Origin of the sequence: Gemmiger sp., from assembly GCF_036306485.1 — a bacterium.
In the GTDB taxonomy this organism is placed as follows: Bacteria; Bacillota; Clostridia; order Oscillospirales; family Ruminococcaceae; genus Gemmiger.
This window is the reverse complement of the sequence record NZ_JAXJZK010000014.1, coordinates 68100-90153: the sequence shown is the minus strand read 5'-3', so window position 1 is coordinate 90153 and position 22054 is coordinate 68100. Positions and strand designations below refer to the sequence as shown.

The 22054-nt window shown below is 61.9% G+C and carries 19 protein-coding genes; 12 read left to right on the top strand and 7 right to left on the bottom strand.

Translation table 11 applies throughout. The features are described from left to right. Nucleotides 1–16: 16 nt before the first annotated feature. The 4 genes from ptsP to U0L91_RS02110 form a co-directional block, all read right to left on the bottom strand. Entirely contained in the window at nt 17–1699 is a 1683-nt protein-coding gene (ptsP, locus tag U0L91_RS02125) for a phosphoenolpyruvate--protein phosphotransferase (RefSeq protein ID WP_330044490.1), read from the bottom strand. Nucleotides 1700–1773: 74 nt separating this feature from the next. After that, the gene (locus U0L91_RS02120; RefSeq protein WP_330044488.1) at nt 1774–2031 is read right to left on the bottom strand and encodes an HPr family phosphocarrier protein; all 258 of its coding nucleotides are present in this window, start codon (nt 2029–2031) and stop codon (nt 1774–1776) included. Between the two features lie 124 nt (nt 2032–2155). Then, a complete protein-coding gene (locus U0L91_RS02115) occupies nt 2156–2950 on the bottom strand; it encodes an HAD family hydrolase (RefSeq protein WP_330044486.1) in 795 nt (264 codons plus the stop codon). Beyond that, entirely contained in the window at nt 2928–3947 is a 1020-nt protein-coding gene (locus U0L91_RS02110) for a Gfo/Idh/MocA family protein (protein WP_330044484.1), read from the bottom strand. The genes U0L91_RS02115 and U0L91_RS02110 overlap by 23 nt, the downstream gene beginning before the upstream one ends. 114 nt (nt 3948–4061) lie before the next feature. On the opposite strand from U0L91_RS02110, the gene U0L91_RS02105 reads away from it, so the two are divergent. From U0L91_RS02105 to U0L91_RS02085, 5 genes are all read left to right on the top strand, one after another. Beyond that, a complete protein-coding gene (locus U0L91_RS02105) occupies nt 4062–4598 on the top strand; it encodes a gamma carbonic anhydrase family protein (RefSeq protein ID WP_330044482.1) in 537 nt (178 codons plus the stop codon). A gap of 121 nt (nt 4599–4719) precedes the next feature. Next, nucleotides 4720–6333, top strand: coding sequence for a peptide chain release factor 3 (locus tag U0L91_RS02100; RefSeq protein ID WP_330044480.1), 1614 nt, complete (start codon nt 4720–4722; stop codon nt 6331–6333). A 309-nt stretch (nt 6334–6642) separates the two neighbouring features. Then, the gene (locus U0L91_RS02095) at nt 6643–8013 is read left to right on the top strand and encodes a radical SAM protein (protein WP_330044478.1); all 1371 of its coding nucleotides are present in this window, start codon (nt 6643–6645) and stop codon (nt 8011–8013) included. Nucleotides 8014–8024: 11 nt separating this feature from the next. Further along, a complete protein-coding gene (locus tag U0L91_RS02090) occupies nt 8025–9143 on the top strand; it encodes a hypothetical protein (RefSeq protein WP_330044477.1) in 1119 nt (372 codons plus the stop codon). Next, a complete protein-coding gene (locus tag U0L91_RS02085; protein ID WP_330044476.1) occupies nt 9133–11187 on the top strand; it encodes an AAA family ATPase in 2055 nt (684 codons plus the stop codon). Before U0L91_RS02090 ends, U0L91_RS02085 begins: the two co-directional genes overlap by 11 nt. Before the next feature lie 69 nt (nt 11188–11256). Here U0L91_RS02085 and U0L91_RS02080 read toward each other — a convergent pair whose 3' ends face one another. The 3 genes from U0L91_RS02080 to U0L91_RS02070 all read right to left on the bottom strand — a co-directional run bounded on the left by U0L91_RS02080 (nt 11257) and on the right by U0L91_RS02070 (nt 13655). Then, a complete protein-coding gene (locus U0L91_RS02080; RefSeq protein WP_330044474.1) occupies nt 11257–11973 on the bottom strand; it encodes an amino acid ABC transporter ATP-binding protein in 717 nt (238 codons plus the stop codon). Beyond that, on the bottom strand, nt 11960–12727 hold the full coding sequence (locus U0L91_RS02075; RefSeq protein ID WP_330044472.1) for an amino acid ABC transporter permease: 768 nt from the start codon (nt 12725–12727) through the stop codon (nt 11960–11962). Before U0L91_RS02075 ends, U0L91_RS02080 begins: the two co-directional genes overlap by 14 nt. A 79-nt stretch (nt 12728–12806) precedes the next feature. Further along, complete coding sequence (locus U0L91_RS02070) at nt 12807–13655, bottom strand: ABC transporter substrate-binding protein (RefSeq protein ID WP_330044471.1); 849 nt, start codon at nt 13653–13655, stop codon at nt 12807–12809. A 297-nt stretch (nt 13656–13952) separates the two neighbouring features. On the opposite strand from U0L91_RS02070, the gene feoB reads away from it, so the two are divergent. From feoB to U0L91_RS02035, 7 genes are all read left to right on the top strand, one after another. Then, nucleotides 13953–16334: a ferrous iron transport protein B gene (gene feoB / locus U0L91_RS02065; RefSeq protein WP_330044727.1), complete on the top strand. Its 2382-nt coding sequence runs from the start codon at nt 13953–13955 to the stop codon at nt 16332–16334. A gap of 13 nt (nt 16335–16347) precedes the next feature. Then, a complete protein-coding gene (locus U0L91_RS02060) occupies nt 16348–16518 on the top strand; it encodes a FeoB-associated Cys-rich membrane protein (protein WP_330044469.1) in 171 nt (56 codons plus the stop codon). Nucleotides 16519–16621: 103 nt separating this feature from the next. Then, nucleotides 16622–17668 carry an acyltransferase family protein gene (locus U0L91_RS02055; RefSeq protein ID WP_330044467.1) on the top strand — a complete coding sequence of 349 codons (1047 nt, stop codon included), beginning with the start codon at nt 16622–16624 and terminating at the stop codon, nt 17666–17668. A 118-nt stretch (nt 17669–17786) separates the two neighbouring features. Then, entirely contained in the window at nt 17787–18659 is an 873-nt protein-coding gene (locus tag U0L91_RS02050; RefSeq protein ID WP_330044466.1) for a PPK2 family polyphosphate kinase, read from the top strand. A 37-nt stretch (nt 18660–18696) separates the two neighbouring features. Then, nucleotides 18697–19818 (top strand): glycosyltransferase family 1 protein, encoded by a 1122-nt coding sequence (locus U0L91_RS02045; RefSeq protein ID WP_330044463.1) that lies wholly within the window; start codon nt 18697–18699, stop codon nt 19816–19818. Continuing rightward, the gene (locus tag U0L91_RS02040; RefSeq protein ID WP_330044461.1) at nt 19815–20825 is read left to right on the top strand and encodes a glycosyltransferase; all 1011 of its coding nucleotides are present in this window, start codon (nt 19815–19817) and stop codon (nt 20823–20825) included. The genes U0L91_RS02045 and U0L91_RS02040 overlap by 4 nt, the downstream gene beginning before the upstream one ends. Before the next feature lie 13 nt (nt 20826–20838). Beyond that, the gene (locus tag U0L91_RS02035; RefSeq protein ID WP_330044460.1) at nt 20839–22053 is read left to right on the top strand and encodes a glycosyltransferase; all 1215 of its coding nucleotides are present in this window, start codon (nt 20839–20841) and stop codon (nt 22051–22053) included. The last annotated feature ends 1 nt before the right edge of the window (nt 22054 follow it).

Here is a 22054-nt window from a genome sequence, read left to right as displayed (position 1 = left end):
CCTTTGCTTTTGAGAATCAGACGCTGGGGGAATATTCGCCCAGAATGGAATCCAGCAGGCGTTCGGCGCTTTCGCGGGTATCGGTCATGCGGACCGCATTGCGCAGCGGCAGAACGGCGCGGGGGCTGACGGAGAGCTCGTCCACACCGATGGCGAGGAAAGTCTCGGTCAGGGTCAGGTCGGCGCCCAGTTCACCGCAGATGCCCACCCAGATGCCGTTCTTGTGGGCATTGTCGGTGACCAGCTTGATGAGGCGCAGCACCGCCGGGTGATGCGGGTCATAGAAGCGGCCCAGGTCATTGTTCTGGCGGTCACAGGCCAGCGTATACTGCGTCAGGTCGTTGGTGCCGCAGCTGAAGAAGTCCACTTCCTTGGCCAGGCGATCGCTCATGACGGCAGCCGCCGGCGTCTCGATCATGATACCGATTTCCACATCCTCGGCGTAGGGAATGCCTTCCTTCTTCAGGTCGCGCTTGACTTCCTCGCAGATCTTCTTGGCTTCGCGCACTTCCCAGACGCTCGTCACCATGGGGAACATGATGCCCAGCTTGCCATAGGCGGAAGCACGGTACAGGGCACGCAGCTGGGTCTTGAAGATTTCGGGCCGGGTCAGGCAGATGCGCAATGCGCGCATGCCCATGGCCGGGTTGTCCTCCTTGGGGAGGTTGAAATAGCCGATCTGCTTGTCGGCGCCGATGTCCAGCGTACGGATGATGACTTCCTTGCCGTCCATATCGGCCAGGACCTTCTTGTACGCCTCAAACTGCTCGTCCTCGGTGGGGAAATCCGGGCTGTTGAGGTAGAGGAATTCGCTGCGGAACAGGCCGATGCCGCCGCCGTCATTGACCTGCACGGCGTGGACATCATCCGGCGAACCGATATTGCAGTAGATGCGCAGGCTCTTGCCGTCCTTGGTCACATTGGGCTGGCCCTTGAGGGTCTCCATCAGGCGCTGCAAGCGCATCTGCTCTTCCCGCTTTTTCATCAGGCGGTCACGGGTCATGTCGTCGGGATCAATGACCACATTGCCGGTGGCGCCGTCAATGATGCAGGGGCGGCCCGCATACTCCGGCTTGAGGGCGTCGCCGACGCCGACAATGGCCGGAATGCCCATCGTGCGGGCCAGAATCGCCGTATGGCTGGAACCCGAACCGCCGGCGGTGATGAAGCCCAGAATCTTGGACTTGTCAAGCTGCACCGTCTCGGAGGGTGCAAGGTCGTCCGCCGCCAGCAGGACCGGAACATCGGAGGCAATACCGCCCTGCACGGCACCCGACAGAATGGCCAGGATGCGGTTGGAGACATCCTTGACATCGGCGGCGCGGGCCTGCATATAGCTGTCGTTCATCGACTCGAACATCGCCGCAAACTGCACCGCCGTGTCGGCAATGGCGCTCTCGGCGTTCATCTTGTCATCGTTGATATGTCCTTCGATGGCTTCCTCGTAGTCCAGATCCTCCGCCATCATCTGGTGGGTCTCGAACAGCATGGCCGCGTCATCGCCCGCTTCGGCACGGGCCTTCTCCGCCAGCTCGCCGAGCTGCTCGATGGCCGCCGTCTGCGCACCCTTGAAGCGATGCCATTCGGCGTCGGTGTCCGTGACGGTATAACGCGGAATTTCATTCTTGGCGCGCTGATAGAAGTACAGCGGGCCCACTCCTACGCCGGAAGAAACGCCTTTTCCCTGAATACTGATCATCGGATCACTCCTTTTTTGTAAAGCGGAACGGCCGCCCGACTTGATACAGGCGGCCGTCCGTAAGATCGTATCGATTACAGATGCTCTTTGAAGAACTGCTCCATGGCCGGCGCCGCAACATCCTCGTCCTCGCCTTCGACGGTGACGGTGACGGTATCGCCGCACTTGATGCCCATGCCCATGAGCGCCATCAGCTTCAGTGCATTGCAGGATTTGTCATCCTTGGCAACGGTGATCGTGCTCTTATACTTCTTGACCTCTTTCACCAGCAGGCCCGCCGGACGTGCGTGGATGCCAACGGCTTCCTGAATGGTGTAAGTAAACTGTTTCATAGATGTGCGCCTCCTGTACGGGTGTTCTTTTTTTGATCAACCCGTATAATTTTATCATTGTCATAGTATCATTTTTTTATTGGAAAGTCAATCCAAAAGCCCCGGGTTCCCCCGGCATTTTTGGTCAGTCCTTTTTATCGGACAAGCCTTCCGTGCGCAGCAGCTCCCGCAGTGTCTGTTCGGGGGCGGGGGTCTGCCGGGGATACCGCTCCCGGAGCGGCTCGGCGGCCGTCTGCATCAGGTAGGGATGACCGACCAAATCCAGCATGGCAACGTCATTATAGTTGTCCCCGAACGCCATCACGTCGGCCGGGTCAATGCCCAGCACCCTGCACAGCGCCTGCACGCCCGTGCCCTTGTTGGACAGGGTGGTGTCGATCCATTTGGGGCCGGCCACCGCGCAGTTGGCCTGCTGCCAGCGGGGCACAAAGCGGTCGGCGTAGGCGTCCACGCCCTCGTCAAGATAGACCGAGACCTTGACGATCTCCTCGGGAATCTCGGCGGGGTCGCGGATGATCCGGTAGTTGTTGCCGATGAACCGGATCCGGTCCACGATGCCGCGGCCGCGGTCCATGAGGTAGGATGTGTTCTCCCCCGAGAGCATGATCTCGCCCTTTTCGTCGGTGCGGTTCCAGAAATCCCAGGCGATCTCCTCGGCCAGGGCACGCGGCATCGGGGTCTTGGCAATCACCCGGCCATCCCGGAAGATGACGGCGCCGTTCTCGCACAGATACACGCACTGGTCCGCCACCGGCGCAAACAGCCTGCGCAGGCTCGTGTACTGTCGGCCGCTGGCCGGGCAGAACAGGATGCCGCGGGCATACAGCGCCCGGATCTGGTCAAAGATCTCGCCTTCCAGCGATTGTTTTCCGTATTGCAGCAGCGTACCGTCGAGGTCACTGCAGACCATCTTGATCATCGTGATTCCCTTCCTTTACACAGGCATGCAGCCGGTCCAGGAGCTGCATCACCGTCAATGTGCGGGCACGGGCCTCCGCCTCGGCGGCGGGGTCCCGCTGCCGGACCAGGCGGGCAAACTCGGCGAACTCATACGCCATGCGGTGGCGCACCGGTGCCGGCCCGTCCACCCGGGTTCCGCCGCCCCGGATGCCGCCCAGCACCGCATAGACGGTGGGCAGGGCGTTGGTTCCGCCCTCGACATGCAGGTGCCCGCCGGGACCCTGGATCACACAGCCGTTGACGCCCTCGGAGTCCTTGGCCGCCAGGGCCGCCGCCGTGAAGCCGGGATAGTGCAGCAGCGCCAGGCCGGCGGTGTCAACACCGTTGTACCCGAGGCTGGGGTGATATGCGCAGCTCTGCGGCATTCCCAGCAGCCCGGTCAGCAGGTGGAGGTTATAGACATTCATATCGTTGAGCGCACCGCCCAGGCAGGCGGGGTCAAAGGTGGTGTTCCAGATTCCCTGCAGGTACTCATCATACCGCGCACTGCGGGCACAGAAGCTGGCCATGACGCCGCGCACAGGCCCGATGGCGCTGAGCTGTTCCTGTAAAAACCGGTACTGCGGCAGGTAGGGCGTGGTGATCGCTTCCATCAGCAGCAGGCCGCGGCGGTCCGCCAGGGCATACAGGTCCTGCGCCTCGGCCAGCGTGCCGGTGAAGGGCTTTTCCAGCAGGACCGGATAGCCCGCTTCCAGCGCGCGCCGGGCCGCCGCATAGTGCAGATGGTTGGCTGTACCAATATAGACCGCATCAAATCCGCCCGTGCGGTAACAGAGGTCCTCGTCGGTATAGACGGCGGGAATCCCGTACGCATCGGCCCAGCGCCGGGCCTTGGGCTCGCTCTGGGGGCGGCAGCACAGAGCGGTGACCCGGACTTCGGGCCAGTCCCCGATCTGCGTCATCAGTTCCGCCACAATCCGGCTGGTGGAAAGAACGGCAATCCGTAAAGGGTTCATGGCAGGCTCCTTTCCTGATACCCATTTGCTCCAGTATAGCAGAGCCCGCCGGGTTTTGCAATTTTGAGTGAAAAGTTGTATGATGGGGGCAGTATTCCGACAGGAGGGATTGGAATGTCGATTTTGACGGTGGATGGCAAAACGCCCCGGGTGGACCGGGATGCCTTTGTGGCGGACAACGCCACGGTGGTGGGCGCAGTGGAACTTGCGCCCGGCAGCAGTGTCTGGTACGGCGCGGTGCTGCGGGGAGATACCGGCTGTATTCATGTCGGCCGTGACACCAATATTCAGGACGGCGCGGTGCTGCACACCGGGCCGGAGATGGATGTGACGATCGGGGATCGTGTCTCGGTGGGGCACTGTGCGGTGGTGCACGGCTGCACCGTCCGGGAGGATGCCCTGATCGGGATGCACGCCACCGTGATGAACGGGGCCGTGGTGGGACGCGGCGCCGTGGTGGCGGCGGGCGCCCTGGTGACCGAGGGAACCGTGATTCCCGACGGGATGGTGGCGATGGGCGTGCCGGCCAAGGTGCGGGGCGCCGTGTCGGAGGAGCTGGCACGCAGCAACCGCGAAAATGCCGTTCACTATGTCGCGATGGGACATCTGCACGCCGAAGCGCAGAAAAAGGCGGCCGACACGCAAAAATAACGTTGCAATCCGGTGCGAAACAGAGTATGATAGGAAGGTATTTGATACAATAGAGGAGTGTGCCCCCATGTGATGCACCTTGTGCAACCGGTCACATTGAAATTGAAGGAGTTTTGACCCAATGGCATCTTTGCGTGAAGAAATTGAACGCCGCCGGACTTTTGCGATTATCTCGCACCCTGACGCCGGCAAAACCACCCTGACCGAAAAACTGCTGCTCTACGGGGGCGCGATTCAGACCGCCGGTTCCGTCAAGGGCAAACAGAGCGCCAAGCACGCGGTTTCGGACTGGATGGATATTGAAAAACAGCGTGGTATTTCGGTCACGTCCTCGGTCCTCCAGTTCAACTATGAGGGCAAGTGCATCAACATTCTGGACACACCGGGACACCAGGACTTTTCCGAGGATACCTACCGTACCCTGATGGCGGCGGACTCCGCCGTCATGGTCATTGACGCGGCCAAGGGCGTCGAGGCCCAGACCATCAAACTGTTCAAGGTCTGTACCCTGCGCCACATCCCGATCTTTACCTTTATCAATAAGATGGACCGCGAGGCGCGTGATCCCTTTGAACTGATGGAGAACATCGAGACCATCCTGGGCATCAAGACCTATCCGATGAACTGGCCCATCGGCTGCGGCAAGGAGTTCAAGGGCGTATTTGACCGCCAGAGCCGTCATGTGCTGGCCTTTGAGAGCGACGGCCGTGCCAACGGCGTCAAGCGGGTCAACGAGGTCGAGGCAGAACTGGGCGACGCCAGCATGGATGATCTGATCGGCGCCGCCAACCATGAAAAGCTCGCCGAGGACATCGAACTGCTGGACGGCGCCGCTGAGGAATTCGATCTCGAAGCCGTGCAGCACGGAGAACTTTCTCCCGTGTTCTTCGGCTCGGCGCTGACCAACTTCGGCGTGGAACCCTTCCTGAAAGAGTTCCTGCGGCTGACCCCGCCTCCCCTGCCCCGCACCGATTCGCTGACCGGCGAGACCGTGGACCCGATGAGCGATCATTTCAGCGGTTTCATCTTCAAGATCCAGGCCAACATGAACAAGAATCACCGGGATCGCATTGCGTTCCTGCGGATCTGCTCGGGCAAGTTTGAGCGCGGCATGGAGGCTTTCCATGTCCAGGAGAACAAGAACATCAAACTCGCCACCGGCACCAGTCTGATGGCTGACGACCGCGCCATTGTGGACGAGGCCTATGCTGGAGACATCATCGGCCTGTTTGATCCGGGGATTTTCTCGATCGGCGACACGCTGTGCACCGGCAAGCCCCATGTCCAGTTTGCCGGCATCCCGACCTTCGCGCCGGAACACTTTGCCCGGGTGACCCAGGTGGACACCATGAAGCGCAAGCAATTCGTCAAAGGCATGGAGCAGATTGCCCAGGAAGGCGCCATCCAGATTTTCCGTGACCTGGGCGCCGGCATGGAGGAAGTCATTGTCGGCGTTGTGGGCGTGCTGCAGCTGGAAGTGCTGGAATACCGTCTGCGCAACGAGTACAATGTCGATATCCGGATGCAGACCCTGCCCTATGAGCATCTGCGGTGGATTCTCAACGATCCCGATGAGCTGGACCCGCACAGCCTCAATGTAACCAGCGATACCCGCTGCATCGAGGACCTCAAGGGCAACCACCTGCTGCTGTTCGGCAGCCCGTGGAGCATCGACTGGGCCACCCAGCACAACGAGACACTGCGTCTGTCCGAGTTCGGCAACCTCACCTTCTGAGCCGAACGGCAAGGAAAATAGTACCTTTTTTGAAGTTTCTGACAGCGTATCCTGCGCCTATCATAGCGCACGGAGAACGGTCTGTCGTATGATTTTGATGCGGACCTGTCCGGAATCCACCGGGCGGGTCCGCTTTTGTATGGGGGAGCCTCGACGGATTCTGACGATGCCCGATTGTATTTCCCCACGCCCTATGATATAATGTACAAAAATCGCCGCCTTTTCGGTCCGGAATTTGGCAAAGCCTGCCTTTTCCCGGCCGGCGGCGGATGTCTGATTGCTATGCCTACAAACTTTGGAGTGGTTGTGATGAATCTGCTATCCTATGCCGAGCGGGCGTACCTGCGCCGCCACCTGGACACGGTCCGACACGTCACCCTGGACCCGGGCGGTCCGGAAAGTCTGCGCATCCATCTGATTCCCTGCACGCGTCAGCTGACCGACGTGCCGTATATTGTGCTTCTCAACGGGCGGGACCTGCTGCCGCTGAGTATCTCCTGGTCCATTCTGCTGTCCGGCCTGATGGATGCCCTGCAGCCCTTTGAGGGGCAGCAGATCACCCCCGAACAGTGGCAGACCGTGCTGGACCAGGCGGTTGCCGCCACAAGGCAGGTGTATAAAAAGGAATCTGCCGCCCAGATCCGCAGCGACCTGAATTCCATGCTGGCGTCCTTCCGGGCGGTTGCGGCCGGCAAGAAGCCGCCGGTTGCGGTCAAGCCGATGGACCTGGGCAGCTATGCCCCCTATATGCGGACGCCGCACCGGATGGACCTGATGGTGAGTTCCATGCAGAAGGACGGCGCCTGGCACTGCAACCAGAAATGTCTGCACTGTTATGCCGCCAACCAGCCCCTGGGCGCCGTGCCGGAGCTGGACACCGACCAGTGGCTGGCGGTGATCCAGAAATGCCGGACGGCCGGTATTCCCCAGCTGACCTTCACAGGCGGTGAACCGACGCTGCGCCATGATCTGGTAAACCTGATTCAGGCGGCACAGTGGTTTGTCACCCGGCTGAACACAAACGGCCGGCTGCTGACCAGCGCCCTGTGCCACGAACTGTTTGAGGCCGGGCTGGACAGCGTTCAGGTCACACTGTATTCTGCCGACGCCGACATTCACAACGAACTGGTCGGGGCGGCCGGCTGGAATGACACGGTCAGCGGTATCCGCAACGCCGTGAAAGCCGGGCTGAATGTGAGCATCAACACGCCGCTGTGCACCCGCAACCGGGATTATCGCGGCACGCTGGCGCTGGCACAGGAGCTGGGCGTGCGGTATCTGACCTGCAGCGGACTGATTCCGGCGGGCGGTGCGGTGACCGATTCCAGCAAGGCCACCCGGCTGAGTGCGGCGGAACTGACCGACGTGCTGCGCACGGCCATGGCCTATGCCCGGGAGAACGGGCTGGATGTGGACTTCACGAGTCCGGGCTGGCTGCCCGACGAGACGCTGGAATCGCTGGGATTCAAGAGCATTCCCAGCTGCGGGGCCTGTCTGTCCAACATGGCCATTGCGCCGGACGGCACGGTCCTGCCCTGCCAGAGCTGGCTGGATGCCGACGCCGGACTGGGCAATATCCTGCATGATTCCTGGTCCCACATCTGGAACGGCTCCGCCTGCCGACGCATTCGCAGCGTGAGCGCCCGGATGGAACACCGCTGCCAGCTGGCCGACCGATAAGGAGGAAATCGATGAAACTGTTGCATCTGCGGATCAGACATTTTTGGGCTGTCCTGGCACTGCTGTTTTTGCTTCCCCTGCTGGCAGTGCCCTCCCATGCCGACGCGGGAGACCTGGACCAGATCTCCCGCTATGTGGTGACGGTGGACCCGCGGGAGGACGGCACGGCGGATATTACCTATGAGATTGACTGGGACGTGATCGGCGGCGACGCCGGGGACGCCCTGAGCTGGGTGAAAATCGGCCTGCCCAACGCCCACAACGACAGCTTTGAAAATCTGACGCCCAAGACGGTGAGCAGCGTCACGCCGCTGAACGAGAACGGCTCCTTTGCCAAGATCGTCTTTCTGCAGCGCTACTATGCCCCCGATGTGGCCGCCGGAAACGGAGGCCAGAGTTCGGTGCAGTTCGCCTTCCGGGTTCATCAGTCCCATCTGTTCGTGTACAACAGCGACGGGTCGGCGGATTTCACCTTCACGCCGGGCTGGTTTGAGGATCTCTGCATCTCGGAGCTGGTGATCCGCTGGCGGGCCGACGAGGGGCTTTCGGCGGACAACACCGACACGGAAGACGGGTATCTGGTCTGGCGGGCCGAAGATCTGGGACACGGGGAAAAGCTGACCGCCCAGGTGAAGGCGGATGCCTCGCTGGCCCTGGGATTTGACAGCAGCTCCGCCGCCACCGAGGATGAAATCTATTACACCACCACCGAGGATGACTCCAATGCCCCGCTGATCGGGGCGGCCTTTTGCGTGATGCTCGCCTTCCTGGTGATCGGGCTAGTCCGCCGCTCCCCGGTCTGGCGCGGCGGATTCGGGCAGGAGGATGACGAAAACTGGGCCTGGTATTCCAACGGCGTCAATGTCATTCATATGGCGCCGCACCTGCCGCCGCCCTCCGGCTATCATCCGGTGGAACCGCCCGTCCACACCGGCGGCGGTTCCACCCGGGGCGGCGGAGCGGGGCGCAGCTCCCACCATGCGGGCTGTGCCTGCGCCTGTGTTTCTTCCTGTGCGTGCGCCTGTGCCTGTGCAGGCGGCGGACGTGCGGGATGCAGTGTGAAGAATTTCTACCGGGTTTCCATCCGGCCATCTTCCGAGGAGGAGAACGGAGGTTGCCATGAGTCTTGAAGACCAATATGATGCCTGGGTGCGCAGCGTGACCGGCGGGCGCCGATACGGGGCCACCCGCGAGGAGAGCGATGCCGCCCGCGAGAGCCTGGATGAGATGCAGGCGCAGCTGGACGCCCTGAACGCCGCCCAGAAACGCCAGCGCGGTGCCGCCGATGCCCTGGATGCCGTTCAGCGGGCCGGTGCTGCCACCGCCGAGAGCGTGCGCCGGATGAGCAGCGAACTGACCCAGAGTCTGCGCCAAGACGGGCTGCTGGGCGGCAAGATTGCCCAGCCTTCGGCCGCGCCGGCGCCCCGCACCGACGCTTCGGGTTTTGCCGGCCTTGCCGACCGGGTACGCAGCCAGGTTCTGGGGCAGGATGCCTTTGTCCAGCAGCTGGTCAAGGCGTTCCGGCGTCCGTTCATACTGGGCGGCGTTGACAAGACCCACGCCCGCGGCACGATGCTGCTCTGCGGTCCGGAAGGCACGGGACGCCATTTTGCACTGCGTTGCGTGGTGGACGAGATGGCCGGGCGCGGGCTGCTGGGGAGCAATCTGATCGAGACGATGGATCTGTCGCTCTATCCGGGTCCTGCGCAGGAAAAGCTGTTTTTGCAGGACCTGTATGCGGCGCTGCAATCCTCGGCCGAGGTCATCGCGTTTGACCGGTACGAAGGCTGCGCGGCGGGGTATCTGAACATGCTGGCCACACTGGCCATAGACGGAACGCTGCCGCTGTCCAACCGGTATGTGCTGCAGCGGGGGATTCTGGTCGACGTGGGCACCGCGCTGGCCCCCGGTGCGATCGGGGAACTGCAGGCCGCGGGCAAATATTTTGTCTTTTTCAGCACCCGGGATGAGTCTGCCCTGGCGGACAAGTTCGGGGCACGGTTTGTGGATGCGCTGGAGGGGGATATCTGCCGCACCCAGCCCTTCACGCCCGAAAGTCTGACGGCCATTGCCGCACGGGAACTCAACGACCTGGCCCAGCGCACCAAAACGCAGTGCGGTCTGACGCTGACGATGGGCGCTGATGTGCGGGATCTGGTTGCCGCCCAGTACGGCAAGACCAGCGGCATGACGGCGATGCGGGAGTATGTGGACACCATCTTCCGCGCACTGGCGGAGTATCTGCTCGACGCCGATCCCCTGCCCGCTTCGGGTGCGGCGGTGGTTCTGCAGGTGCGGGACGGCCGTCTGACCGCGGCGGTGGCCGGTGGGGAGCCTTTTGATCTTTTCTCCCTGCTGCCCCAGCAGTACCGCGGCGATGTGGAAGCCGTGGAGTCCGAACTGAATGCCATTGTCGGCTTGGAAGAGGTCAAGAATTTTGTGCGCGACATCGCCGACAATGTCCAGGCCCAGCAGCGGCGCAAGGCGCAGGGGCTCAAGGCCGCTGCCGTCAATATGCACATGATCTTCACCGGCAATCCCGGCACCGGCAAGACCACCATTGCCCGGATACTGGCCAAGTATCTCAAGGCGATCGGTGCGCTGCGCGGCGGGCAGCTGGTTGAGGTGACCCGCGCCGACCTCGTCGGCCGGTATGTCGGCCACACGGCGCCGCTGGTCAACCAGGTAATCCAGAGTGCACTGGGCGGCGTTCTCTTCATTGACGAGGCGTACAGTCTCTACCGCGGCGGCGAGGACAGTTTCGGTCTGGAAGCCATTGATACCCTGGTCAAGGGCATTGAGGACCACCGCGACGAGTTCGTGGTGATCCTGGCCGGATACAGCAAGGAGATGGCGCTCTTTCTGACTGCCAATTCTGGCCTGGCGAGCCGGTTCCCCAACCAGATCGAATTTCCCGACTACACGGGGTCCGAGCTGCTGGCCATCACCCGCAGTCTGGCGATGAGCAAAGGTTACCGGCTGGAGGAGAGCTGTTCCCTGCCGCTGGTGACCTACTATGACCGCAAACAGGCCGAGGATGCCGCCGGCAACGGCAACGGACGGATGGCGCGCAACACGCTGGAAAAGGCGATTCTGAACCAGTCCAAGCGTCTGGTGGCCGATCCCTCCGCCGCTCTGGACCTGCTGCTGCCCGGGGATTTTGAGCTGGACTGATCTGCGATTTCAAAAAAGCAAAAGACGCCTTCCGGACCCTGCGGGTCCGGAAGGCGTCTTTGTTTTGTATTACAGGACCTTGGAGAGGAAGGCCTTCAGACGCGGGTTTTCGGGGTTCTTGAAGAACTCCTCCGGCGGCTTGTCCACCTTGATGACACCCTCGTCAATGAAGATGACGCGGTTGGCAACCTCGCGGGCAAAGCCCATCTCGTGGGTGACCACCACCATCGTCATGCCGTCCCGGGCCAGCTCCTTCATGAGTTCCAGAACCTCGCCCACCATCTCGGGGTCCAGGGCGCTGGTCGGCTCGTCAAAGAGCAGGACTTCCGGTTCCATGGCCAGCGCACGGACAATCGCAATGCGCTGTTTCTGGCCGCCGGACAGCATATTGGGGTAGGCATCGGCCTTATCGGCCAGCCCGATGCGGCGCAGCAGGTCCATGGCCTTGGCGTCGGCGGCTTCCTGACTCATCCGGCCCAGGCGCACCGGCGCCAGGGTGATGTTCTTCTTGACGGTCAGGTGCGGGAACAGGTTGAAATGCTGGAACACCATTCCCATCCGGGCGCGGATCTTGTCGATGTCCTTCTCGGTCACCGGGGTACCGTCCAGCGTGACGGTTCCGCCGGTGGGCTCTTCCAGACGGGTCAGGCAGCGCAGAAAGGTGGATTTGCCGCAGCCGGAAGGGCCGACGATGCAGACCACATCTCCCTTGTTGATGGTCAGGTCGATGCCGTTGAGCACCGAAAGACCTTTGTAACTCTTCTTCAATCCTTTAACGACGATCACTCTGCGCCATCCTCCTTTCCAGTTTGCCCAGCAGCCAGGTGAAGATCATGACCAGCACGAGGTAGATGGCCGCCGTACCCAGCAGCGGGAACATGGCCTCATAGGTGCGGGTCGTGATGGCCTGGGCCGCATACAGCAGCTCCTTGCCGCCGATGACCGTGATGAGCGAGGTATCCTTGAGCAGGACGATGAACTCGTTGCCCAGCGAGGGCAGCACCGAGCGCAGTGCCTGCGGGATGATGATGAGCAGCATGGTCGTCATATAGTTGAGGCCCAGGCTGCGGCCGGCTTCCATCTGGCCGGGATCGACGGCCATCAGGCCGCCGCGGATGATCTCGGACACATAGGCGCCCGAGTTGATGCCGAGCGTCAGGGCGCCGACCATCGTGAAGGCGCGGGAGTTGATGAAGATAACGCCGCTCATGATGAGAAGCTGGACCATCATGGGCGTGCCGCGGATGACGGTGGCATACACACGGCAGATCAGGTTGAAGAATCCGAGCACCGGGTTGCGGTGGCTGCCGCGCTGCTGATCATGCGCCACGCGGACCAGCGCCACGATGCTGCCCAGGACGATGCCGATGGCCAGCGCAATGGCGGTTACCATCAGCGTAGTGCCTACGCCGCCCAGATACTGCTGCCAGCGGTTGGAAAGCAGAAACGCCTGATAGAATTTTACGAACATGTCCTGCCAGAAGCTGAGCCTGACGCCGCTTTTGGCCAGCTCCGACAGCATTTCAAACTGTGCGGCCATTCACACCCTCACCTTTCCTGTTTCACGAAAAGGGAGGCGGCCCGGTCCGGGCCACCTCCCCGTGGTTATTCCGCAGAAATTAGTCCGCGTTGATGTACTTGTCCACAATGGCCTGCAGCGTGCCGTCCGCCTTCAGCTCCTTCAGAGCGTTGTTGACGGCGTTCAGCATCGCGGTGTTGCCTTTGGCAACGCCGATGGCGTAGTCTTCCTCAACGTAGTTGGTGTCGAGGATCTTCAGGCCGGGGTTGGAAGCAACGAACTCCTGGGCGGGAGCGTTATCAATGACAACGCAGTCCACCTGGCCGTTGTTCAGGGCACGGACGGCGGTCAGACCGTCATCGTAGGCAACGACGCTGTCCTCGCCGTAATCGTCGGTGCAGTACAGCCAGCCGGTGGTGCCGCGCTGGGTGCCGATCAGATGGCCGGCCAGGTCATCGATGGAGGTGATGTCGGAATTTTCCGGAACGATGACGGACTGGATGCCGGTGGCGTAGCTGTCGGTGAAGTCCATGACGGCCAGGCGGTCATCGGTGACCGAAACGCCGGCCATGACGATGTCGCTCTTGCCCTGCTGGACGGCCAGCAGCGCGCTGTCAAAGTCCATATCGTCGATCTGGAGCTCCAGGCCCAGCTTGTCGGCAATGGCCTGAGCGGTCTCGACATCAATGCCCTCGAAATCACCGGAGTCGGTGGTCATCTCGTACGGAGGGAAGGCAGCGTTGGTGGACATGGTCAGCTTGCCCTCCACCACGGTGGTCAGATCCTCGGAAGCGGTCTCGGCAGAAGACACGGCCTCGGAGGAAGAAACGGTCTCGGTGGAGCTGACGGTGCTGTCAGCGGAAGAGCTGCTGCTCGTGCCGGTGGCGCCGCAGCCGGCCAGGCTCAGCGTCAGGGCCGCAGCGGTCATGACAGAAAGTACTTTTTTCATTGTTCTTTACCCTCTTACTCTTTGTTCTTGGCGGAGAATTTCCCTCACTCCGCCCTACCATTACGGTATAGGATTAAGTATAGTACATAAATATTCAAAGTCAACGCATAAATATCAATTTCAGCGAAATGTGGCAACACTGCCCCCCTTTGTGCGATAAATTGTGCATTTTTCCGCAAGGCTCCGGGCAGTATTGACAGGGTCAGTTAGTTGTGGTAAACTTTGTCCGTATTGGATGGGTTTCCTATTATAATACACATAGAGATTGGGAAATTTTGACGGAGGAATGAGGTTATGTTGACACTTGCAGAGCTGCAGGTCGGTCAGGACGCCCTGATCGAACGTGTGGGCGGTACCGGCGAATTGCGGCATCATCTGCTGGACATGGGGCTGACCCCCGGCACCGAGGTCACGCTGCGCAAGGTGGCGCCGATGGGCGACCCCATCGAGGTGGAACTGCGCGGCTACGAACTGACGCTGCGGCTGGACGATGCCCGGAAGATTGAGATTGAGGGCATCCATGCGACCGACCGTGCCGCCCGCAGCGAGGAACGGCACAAGATGGTCGCGCATCCCGGTGTCGGCGAGCTGGGCAAGGCGCCGAGCTACCGGTCCCGCAAGGCCGGTGCCCCGATTCCGAAAGGTGCCAAGCTGACCTTTGCACTGGTCGGCAACCAGAACTGCGGCAAGACGACGCTGTTCAACCAGCTGACCGGCTCCAACCAGCATGTCGGCAACTTTCCCGGCGTGACGGTGGACCGCAAAGACGGTGTGATCCGCGGTCATGCCGAGGCGACGGTGACCGACCTGCCCGGTATCTATTCCCTCTCGCCCTATTCCAGCGAGGAGATTGTGACCCGGGACTTCATCCTCAACGAGAAACCCTGCGGTCTGATCAACATTGTGGATGCCTCCAACATCGAGCGCAACCTGTACCTGACCATGCAGCTGATGGAGCTGGGCACCCCGATGGTGCTGGCCCTGAACATGATGGATGAGGTCCGCGCCAACGGCGGCACCATCATGGTCAACCAGCTCGAAGAGATGCTGGGCATTCCGGTGGTGCCGATCTCGGCCGCCAAGAATGAGGGCATCGACGAGCTGATCGAGCACGCCATCCATGTGGCGCGTTACCGCGAACTGCCGGGCCGCATCGACTTCTGTTCGGCCGGTTCCGATCCCAACGACCCCAAGGGCGCCGTTCACCGCTGCATCCATGCGGTGGCCCACCTGATTGAGGACCATGCGGCCGCCGCCGGGCTGCCGCTGCGGTTTGCCGCCACCAAGCTGGTGGAGGGCGATCATCTGATCGAGCAGGCCCTGCAGCTGGACAGCAACGAGACCGAACTGCTGGGCCACACGATCACCGAGCTGGAGACCTCCACCGGGCTGGACCGGGAGGCCGCTCTGGCCGATATGCGGTTCACCTTCATTGAAGGACTCTGCGAGAACACCGTCGTCAAGCCCGGCGAGAGCCGCGAGCACAAGCGCAGTGTGGCGATTGACCGCATCCTGACCGGCAAATACACGGCCCTGCCCTGCTTCTTGGGCATCATGGCGCTGGTGTTCTGGCTGACCTTCGGTGTGATCGGCGCTGTGCTGGCCGACCTGATGACGCTGGGCATCGATGCGCTGACCGGTCTGACCGATGCCGCCCTGACGGCCTACGGCATCAACCCGGTGGTACATTCTCTGGTCATTGACGGCGTGTTTGCCGGTGTGGGCAGCGTGCTGAGCTTCCTGCCCACCATCGTGACGCTGTTCTTCTTCCTGTCCATCCTGGAAGATACCGGCTATATGGCCCGTGTTGCCTTTGTCATGGACAAGCTGCTGCGCCGCATCGGCCTGTCGGGGCGCAGTTTTGTGCCGATGCTGATCGGCTTCGGCTGCTCGGTCCCGGCCATCATGGCCACCCGGACGCTGTCCAGTGACCGCGACCGCCGGATGACCATCCTGCTGACCCCCTTCATGAGCTGTTCCGCCAAGCTGCCCATCTATGCCCTGTTCACCACGGCATTCTTCCCGCGGGTGTGGCGGGCTCCCGTCATGATCTTCCTCTATCTTTTCGGCATCCTGTGTGGTATACTGTATTCGCTGCTTCTCAAGCGCACCCGGTTCCGCGGTGAGCCGGTGCCCTTTGTGATGGAGCTGCCCAACTACCGTCTGCCCTCCGCCCGCAGTGTGGGACAGCTGATCTGGGAAAAGGCCCGCGACTTCATCCAGCGCGCCTTCACCATCATCTTTGTGGCGGCCGTCGTGATCTGGTTCCTGCAGACCTTTGATACCCGTCTGAATGTGGCCGCCACGCCGGACGCCAGTCTGCTGGCGCTGGTGGGCAGCTGGATTGCCCCGCTGTTTGCCCCGCTCGGTTTCGGCGACTGGCGCGTTTCCACCGCCCTGATCACCGGCTTTACCGCCAAGGAGAGCGTCGTTTCCACCCTGACCGTCCTGCTGGGCGGCAATACGGCGGCGCTGGGTTCCCTGTTCACCCCCTTCACCGCGATGGTATTTCTGGTCTTTACACTGCTCTACACCCCCTGTGTGGCGGCCATCGCCGCGGTGCGCCGGGAACTGGGCAGTGCCCGGGCCGCGGCCGGCGTTGTGGTGGTCCAGTGCGTCATTGCCTGGATCATGGCATTCCTTGTCCACACCGTGGGCGTGCTGTTCGGCTTGATTTAAGGAGGCGTTTCGTATGAACGTGCAGAGTATTATCATTCTGGTTGTCGTGTTTGTGCTGCTGGGAGCCGCCATCGGCTTCATCTGCAACAGCAAGCAGGGCTGGCAGGGCGGCTGCACCGGCCATTGTGCCAGCTGCCACCAGCATTGCAGCGACGATGAAAAAAAGAGAAAAACGCAGGGCTGAGTTTGCCTGCAGGGCCGTCCGCCGTTCAGCGGGCGGCCTTTGTTGACAGGGTGTCCGGTTGATGGTACACTGAGAGGAAAGTCCACGCCTGGGAGGAAATGTTATGGTTGCCGTGCAAGAGGAACGCTCCGCCGCGGTATCGGCGCCGGTCAGGGCCGGCAGTCACAAGCGCATCGAATGGGTCGATGTCGCCAAGGGTCTGTGCATGATGCTGGTCGTGCTGGGACATACGCTGCCCTACGGAAATCTGCTGCGCAACTTCATCTTTTCGTTCCATATGCCGCTGTTCTTCTTCCTGACCGGGTACACCGCCCGCCTACCGGACAGCTGGTCCGCCTTTGCCCGACGGGTCCGCAAGGATTTTGTCGGCCTGATTGTGCCGGTACTGGGGGTAGTTCAGGTCTTCAACGTCCTGCTGAACTACGCGCTGGCAGACGACAAGAGTCTTGCCTCCCTGTGGGAGATCGCCCGCTACAACGCACTGACCCTCTTCTGGGCCAGCGGCAACCCCGCCGACGGCATTCCCTCCTGCGGTATGCCCTGGTTCCTCTTTGCGATGTTCTGGGGCAAACTGATCTGGGAAGCCCTGGCGGTCGCCTTCCCCAAGGGCAGCTTTGCGCTTTCGATGATTGTGGCGCTGTTCGGCGCCTACATCGGGCAGGTCCGCTATCTGCCCCAGTGTCTGGACGTGGCCATGCTCGTGGTTCTCTATCTGGCACTGGGTCACTGGTTCCGCGGGCTGCAGGAGGTGCTGGAACAGTTCCGCATCCCGCTGCTTCTGGCCATGGTGGTGCCGTGGGCCTGGTGCTGTCAGGCCGGCATTTACATTGAGCTTGCCTCGCGCACCTATGAAAATTTCATTCTCTGTGCCCTGGAAAGCGTCTGCGGCATCTGGATTTTCTGCCAGCTCTGCCGGGAGCTGAGCGCCAACCTGGCGCTGCGGCGGTTTTTCTCCTTCTGGGGACGGCACAGTCTGTGGCTCTTCTTTGTCCACCACATGGATGTCTTTACCGCCCCGCTGTGGCAGGGTGACAATCTGGTGCTGACCTGTCTGCGCCGGTTTGCCCTGGACCTGCTGCTGACCGTGCTGCTGCTGGGCAGCTGGACGCTGCTGCGTCAGATGCTGCGCCGCACGGCAAATCGTTCTTAATAGCGCTGTTGTTCCGCGGAGTGCCTGCCGGCCTCCGCGGATTTTTGCTTGCATGAATCCCGTAAAACGGTTATACTGATTTTGTATATCCCCGTAATCCGGGCAGGAGGTGTTTGTCTTGAAAGCAGATCATTACCGGTTCGACGGCTCGCATCCCTGCGAGATCCGCAGCCTGCCCACCGATGCCGGTGAGGCGGATGAGGAAAAGGCAGCGATCCTTCGCAAAACGGAGGAGAATCTGGAAAAAATGGCCGCTTTGCAGGACGCCTTCTACGCCGACGGCCGGGAAGGTCTGGTCATCGTATTGCAGGCACTGGATGCCGCGGGCAAGGACAGCATCGTCAAGCATGTGATGGGCGGTCTGAATCCCCAGGGTGTCCGGGTGACGAGCTTCAAACAGCCCACCGCCGAGGAACTGTCCCATGATTTTCTGTGGCGGGTCAACCGTGCCCTGCCTGCCCGGGGCAGCATTGCAATCTTCAACCGCAGCTACTATGAGGACGTGCTGGTTGTCCAGGTCCATGACCTGCAGAAAACCTACCGGATGGCCCCCCGTGTTCTGCAGGAGGACCGGAAGGAGTTTTTCAGGAAACGGTACCGTCAGATCCGCAATTACGAGGAATATCTGTATGAGAACAGCTACCGTGTGGTCAAGATTCTGCTGAATGTGTCCAAACAGACACAGAAAAAGCGGTTTCTCGAACGGCTGGAACGGCCCGAAAAGAACTGGAAGTTTTCTGCATCGGACCTGAAGGAGCGCGCGCTGTTCGATCAGTATCTTGATACGTTTGACGAGGTCATCTCGGCGACGGCCACCGAGCACAGCCCCTGGTTTGTGCTGCCCGCCGATCAGAAATGGTATACCCGGTATCTGGTCAGCGAGGTCGTCGTGGATGCCCTCGAGAAGAGCTGTCACGAATATCCCGAGGTCTCCGACCGGATGCGTGACGAGCTGAAGGAATGTCGCCGTCTTCTGGACGAGGAGGGCTGAGCGCATTCCGATCCTATCCCGGAAAGGAGGGGGCGTATTGCCGCCAATTCGCGTTTTACAGATCATGCCCGCCATGGATACCGGCGGGATGGAAACGTTTGTCATGAACATCTATCGGGCGATTGACAAGAGTCGGGTTCAGTTCGATTTTCTGTACCACTATGACAAGCCCTGCTTCTATGACGAGGAGATCCGCTCCCTGGGCGGTCAGATCACCAAGCTGACCATCCGGCAGGACAACAATCTGCCCAAGTATCTGTACGATCTGCACAGGTTCTTCTCCTCTCATCCCGAGTACCAGATCATCCACGGCCATTACAGCGGTTTTGGTATGTTCTACAATGCCGAGGCGCGGCGATGCGGCGTTCCGGTGCGCGTGGGGCACAGCCACAACACCGCCTACGAGCATAATCTGGTCGGCACGCTGGACCGGCTGATGAGTTCCCAGTTCAACCGCGGGCTGACCCACCGGTTTGCCTGCAGCCGAAAGGCCGGCGAGATGCTGTTCGGGCACAGTCCTTTCACGGTCCTGCCCAACGGCATCAACACCGATCTGTTTGCCAAGCGTGATCCCGAGGACCGCCGGGCACTGCGCGCCGAGCTGGGCGTGCTGCCCTCCGAGACGCTGTTCGGCCATGTCGGCCGGTTTACCGAGCAGAAGAACCACGCCGGATTGCTGGAAATCTTCCGTTCGGTGCGTCTGCGGATGCCTTCCGCCCGTCTGGTCCTGTGCGGCGGCGGGGCCCTGGAGGCTGAAATCCGGGCACTGGCTGACAAGATGGGTCTTGGCGACAGTGTGATTTTTGCCGGGGTCCGGGGCGAGATGTACCGGTACTACCGTGCGATGGATGCTTTTTTGCTGCCCAGCCTGTTTGAGGGGATGCCCGTGGTGCTGATTGAGGCCCAGGCGGCGGGGCTGCCCTGCTTTGTGTCCGATACCGTGGACCGCGGCGCGGCCTTTGCCCGCAACGTGCATTTTCTGCCGCTCGGCGACCCGTCCCTGTGGGCCCATGTGATTGCCCGGTCCAATCTCAAGCGGGACCCCAACGCCCAGGCCATGGCCCGGGCCGCCGGGTTCGATGTGCGCACCAGTGCGCGGAAACTGCAGAAGTTCTATCTGGAGCAGTCTTTCCGGTACGGGAAGGCGGTGAAAGGATGAGCGACCTGTGCGCGGAATTTCACAATCCCTGCATTGCAGTGATCGTTCCCGTCCACAATGCGGCGGCGTTCCTGCCGGATTGTCTGCGGGCCATTGCCGTACAGACGTTCCGGGATTTCGCCTGCATCCTTGTGGATGACGGTTCCACCGATTCCTCGGGCGCGATCTGCACCCGCTATGAGGAGCGGGACAGCCGGTTCGCGGTGATCCACCAGCGGCAGAGCGGTGTTTCGGCCGCGCGGACCGCCGGGGTACGCGCCGGGCTGAATCTGGGCGCCCAGTGGTTCGCCTTCTGTGATGCCGACGACCTCTACCACCCCCGCTTCCTGCAGACGTTGTACGAGGCGGCGGTCTCCACCCACTGCCAGGCGGCCTGCTGCCGGTACGACTGTTTCACCGACACGGTGCCGTCCGAGAGCGCCCCGCCCTCCGAGACCACCGTCCTGCAGCCCCCCGCCCATCTGGACGCGCTGCTGCATGACCACCGGGTGGATTATGCGCTGTGGAACAAACTGTATTCCCAGCAGATCATTGCCCCCGAACTGTTCGACAACGGGTTTGCCCACAACGAGGATCTGCTGGCCAACTGGAAGGTTCTGACCCAGGCCAACGGCTGCGCCTATGTGGATTTTGCGGGGTATCATTACCGGCAGCATCCCGATTCGGCCAGTCACCGGGCACTGCCGCCCGAGAGCATTGACGAACAGCGCCGCACGGCCGTCTACATACGCGAACACGCCGCCCCGGAGATTCAGCAGTCCGCCAACGCCTTCTACTACGAAAAACTGGTGTATCTGTGCAGCATGATCCTGCGCCGGGACGACGCCGCCAACTATCGCGCCCAGTTCAACGAGCTGGGCGTGGGCATCCGGTCGGGGCTGCGGGACCCCAATCTGGGGCGCAATCCGCGGCTGCCGCTCTCCATCCGGGCCGCGGCCTGGGCGACCGTCTACTGTCCCGACCTGTGGTGCCGTGTCTGCCGCCGGCTGCTCAAAGACCGCCGATAAAGGAAGTTGTCCCATGCGTATTTTGTTCATTCTGGACAGTGTGGAAAACCCCACAAGCGCCAACGTGCTGCTGGGGCACCGTCTGGCAGCCGCCCTGGCCGGCTGCGGGCATCAGGTCCGGCTGCTGGAACTGTGGGACGGTGCGCGCCGCCCTGCCGTGCCGGAGGGGCTGAAGGCGGAGTATCTGGCCTTTCCCGACGAGCGGATGATGAACGCGGCGCTGGAAAACGGTGCCCGGCAGGGGTCCGCCCTGCCGCTGCGGCTGCTCCGGCTGATGGCCCATCCGACCGCGGTGGCGGCGGCCTTCCGCCAGCTGATCCTGCACCGGCCCCACCGCGTCATGCGGACCATCCGCGAACTGGAAAAACTGGATGCCGCCGAGCCGCAGGATGTGGTCTGCGCCGTCTGTGCCCCCTACCGCAGCGCCTTTGCGCTGGAACAGGCCCGGATCACCGGGCGGCGGGTGCTGTGGCAGCTGGACCCCTATGCCTCCAACCGGGATTACCGGGCCCCGGGCGGGTATCCCCGTGAGCTGGCGCTGCTGGACCGGATGGATGCCTCCTTTGTGACGCGGCAGGCGCGGAAGGACTATGAGCCGGGGGCTCCGCTGGCCGCGGCATCGGCGAAAATCCATCTGCTGGATTTCCCGGCCCTGGTCCCGCCCGCCGAGGCGGTTGCCGACCGTTCCGGTTCCCGGCGCTGCGTTTTCTGCGGCTCGCTGTATCCGGGGCTGCGGGAGCCGGGGTTTGCGCTGGAACTGTTCTCGGCTCTGGGGGCGCAATCCGGCTGGACCCTTGTCATGGCGGGGGGCGGCTGGAAGCCCTTTGCCGCCCAGGCCGAGCGCGCCGAGCAGGCAATGGGCGGGCATCTGCAGATTCCCGGCCCGGTGCCGCTGGCGGACGCCCGTGCTCTGCTGGCCGGGGCCGATGTGCTGCTCAACCTGGGCAACGCGGTGGAAAACCAGTTGCCCAGTAAACTGTTTGAGTATTTTGCCGCGGGCAAACCGGTGCTGCATCTGGCGATGATCGAGAATGATCCGGCCCTTCCGTATCTGGCGCGGTATCCGCTCAGTCTGGTGCTGCACCGCGGCCAGCCCGACGCGGCAGACCGTCTGGCCCAATGGCTGGACCGGGTGGCCGGGAAACGGCTGAGCTTTGCCGAGGTGGAAGCGCTGTTCCCCGAACTGCGGCCCGATGCGGTGGCCCGGCAGTTTCTCAATGCCCTGTAAG

Coding starts and splice junctions, on each gene's coding strand:
- U0L91_RS02055 (WP_330044467.1), top strand. CDS start 16,622: ATGGTTGCCGTGCAAGAGGAACGCTCCGCCGCGGTATCGGCGCCGGTC.
- U0L91_RS02110 (WP_330044484.1), bottom strand. CDS start 3,947: ATGAACCCTTTACGGATTGCCGTTCTTTCCACCAGCCGGATTGTGGCG.
- U0L91_RS02060 (WP_330044469.1), top strand. CDS start 16,348: ATGAACGTGCAGAGTATTATCATTCTGGTTGTCGTGTTTGTGCTGCTG.
- U0L91_RS02095 (WP_330044478.1), top strand. CDS start 6,643: ATGAATCTGCTATCCTATGCCGAGCGGGCGTACCTGCGCCGCCACCTG.
- U0L91_RS02115 (WP_330044486.1), bottom strand. CDS start 2,950: ATGATCAAGATGGTCTGCAGTGACCTCGACGGTACGCTGCTGCAATAC.
- U0L91_RS02070 (WP_330044471.1), bottom strand. CDS start 13,655: ATGAAAAAAGTACTTTCTGTCATGACCGCTGCGGCCCTGACGCTGAGC.
- U0L91_RS02090 (WP_330044477.1), top strand. CDS start 8,025: ATGAAACTGTTGCATCTGCGGATCAGACATTTTTGGGCTGTCCTGGCA.
- U0L91_RS02100 (WP_330044480.1), top strand. CDS start 4,720: ATGGCATCTTTGCGTGAAGAAATTGAACGCCGCCGGACTTTTGCGATT.
- ptsP (WP_330044490.1), bottom strand. CDS start 1,699: ATGATCAGTATTCAGGGAAAAGGCGTTTCTTCCGGCGTAGGAGTGGGC.
- U0L91_RS02075 (WP_330044472.1), bottom strand. CDS start 12,727: ATGGCCGCACAGTTTGAAATGCTGTCGGAGCTGGCCAAAAGCGGCGTC.
- U0L91_RS02040 (WP_330044461.1), top strand. CDS start 19,815: ATGAGCGACCTGTGCGCGGAATTTCACAATCCCTGCATTGCAGTGATC.
- U0L91_RS02085 (WP_330044476.1), top strand. CDS start 9,133: ATGAGTCTTGAAGACCAATATGATGCCTGGGTGCGCAGCGTGACCGGC.
- U0L91_RS02120 (WP_330044488.1), bottom strand. CDS start 2,031: ATGAAACAGTTTACTTACACCATTCAGGAAGCCGTTGGCATCCACGCA.
- U0L91_RS02105 (WP_330044482.1), top strand. CDS start 4,062: ATGTCGATTTTGACGGTGGATGGCAAAACGCCCCGGGTGGACCGGGAT.
- U0L91_RS02035 (WP_330044460.1), top strand. CDS start 20,839: ATGCGTATTTTGTTCATTCTGGACAGTGTGGAAAACCCCACAAGCGCC.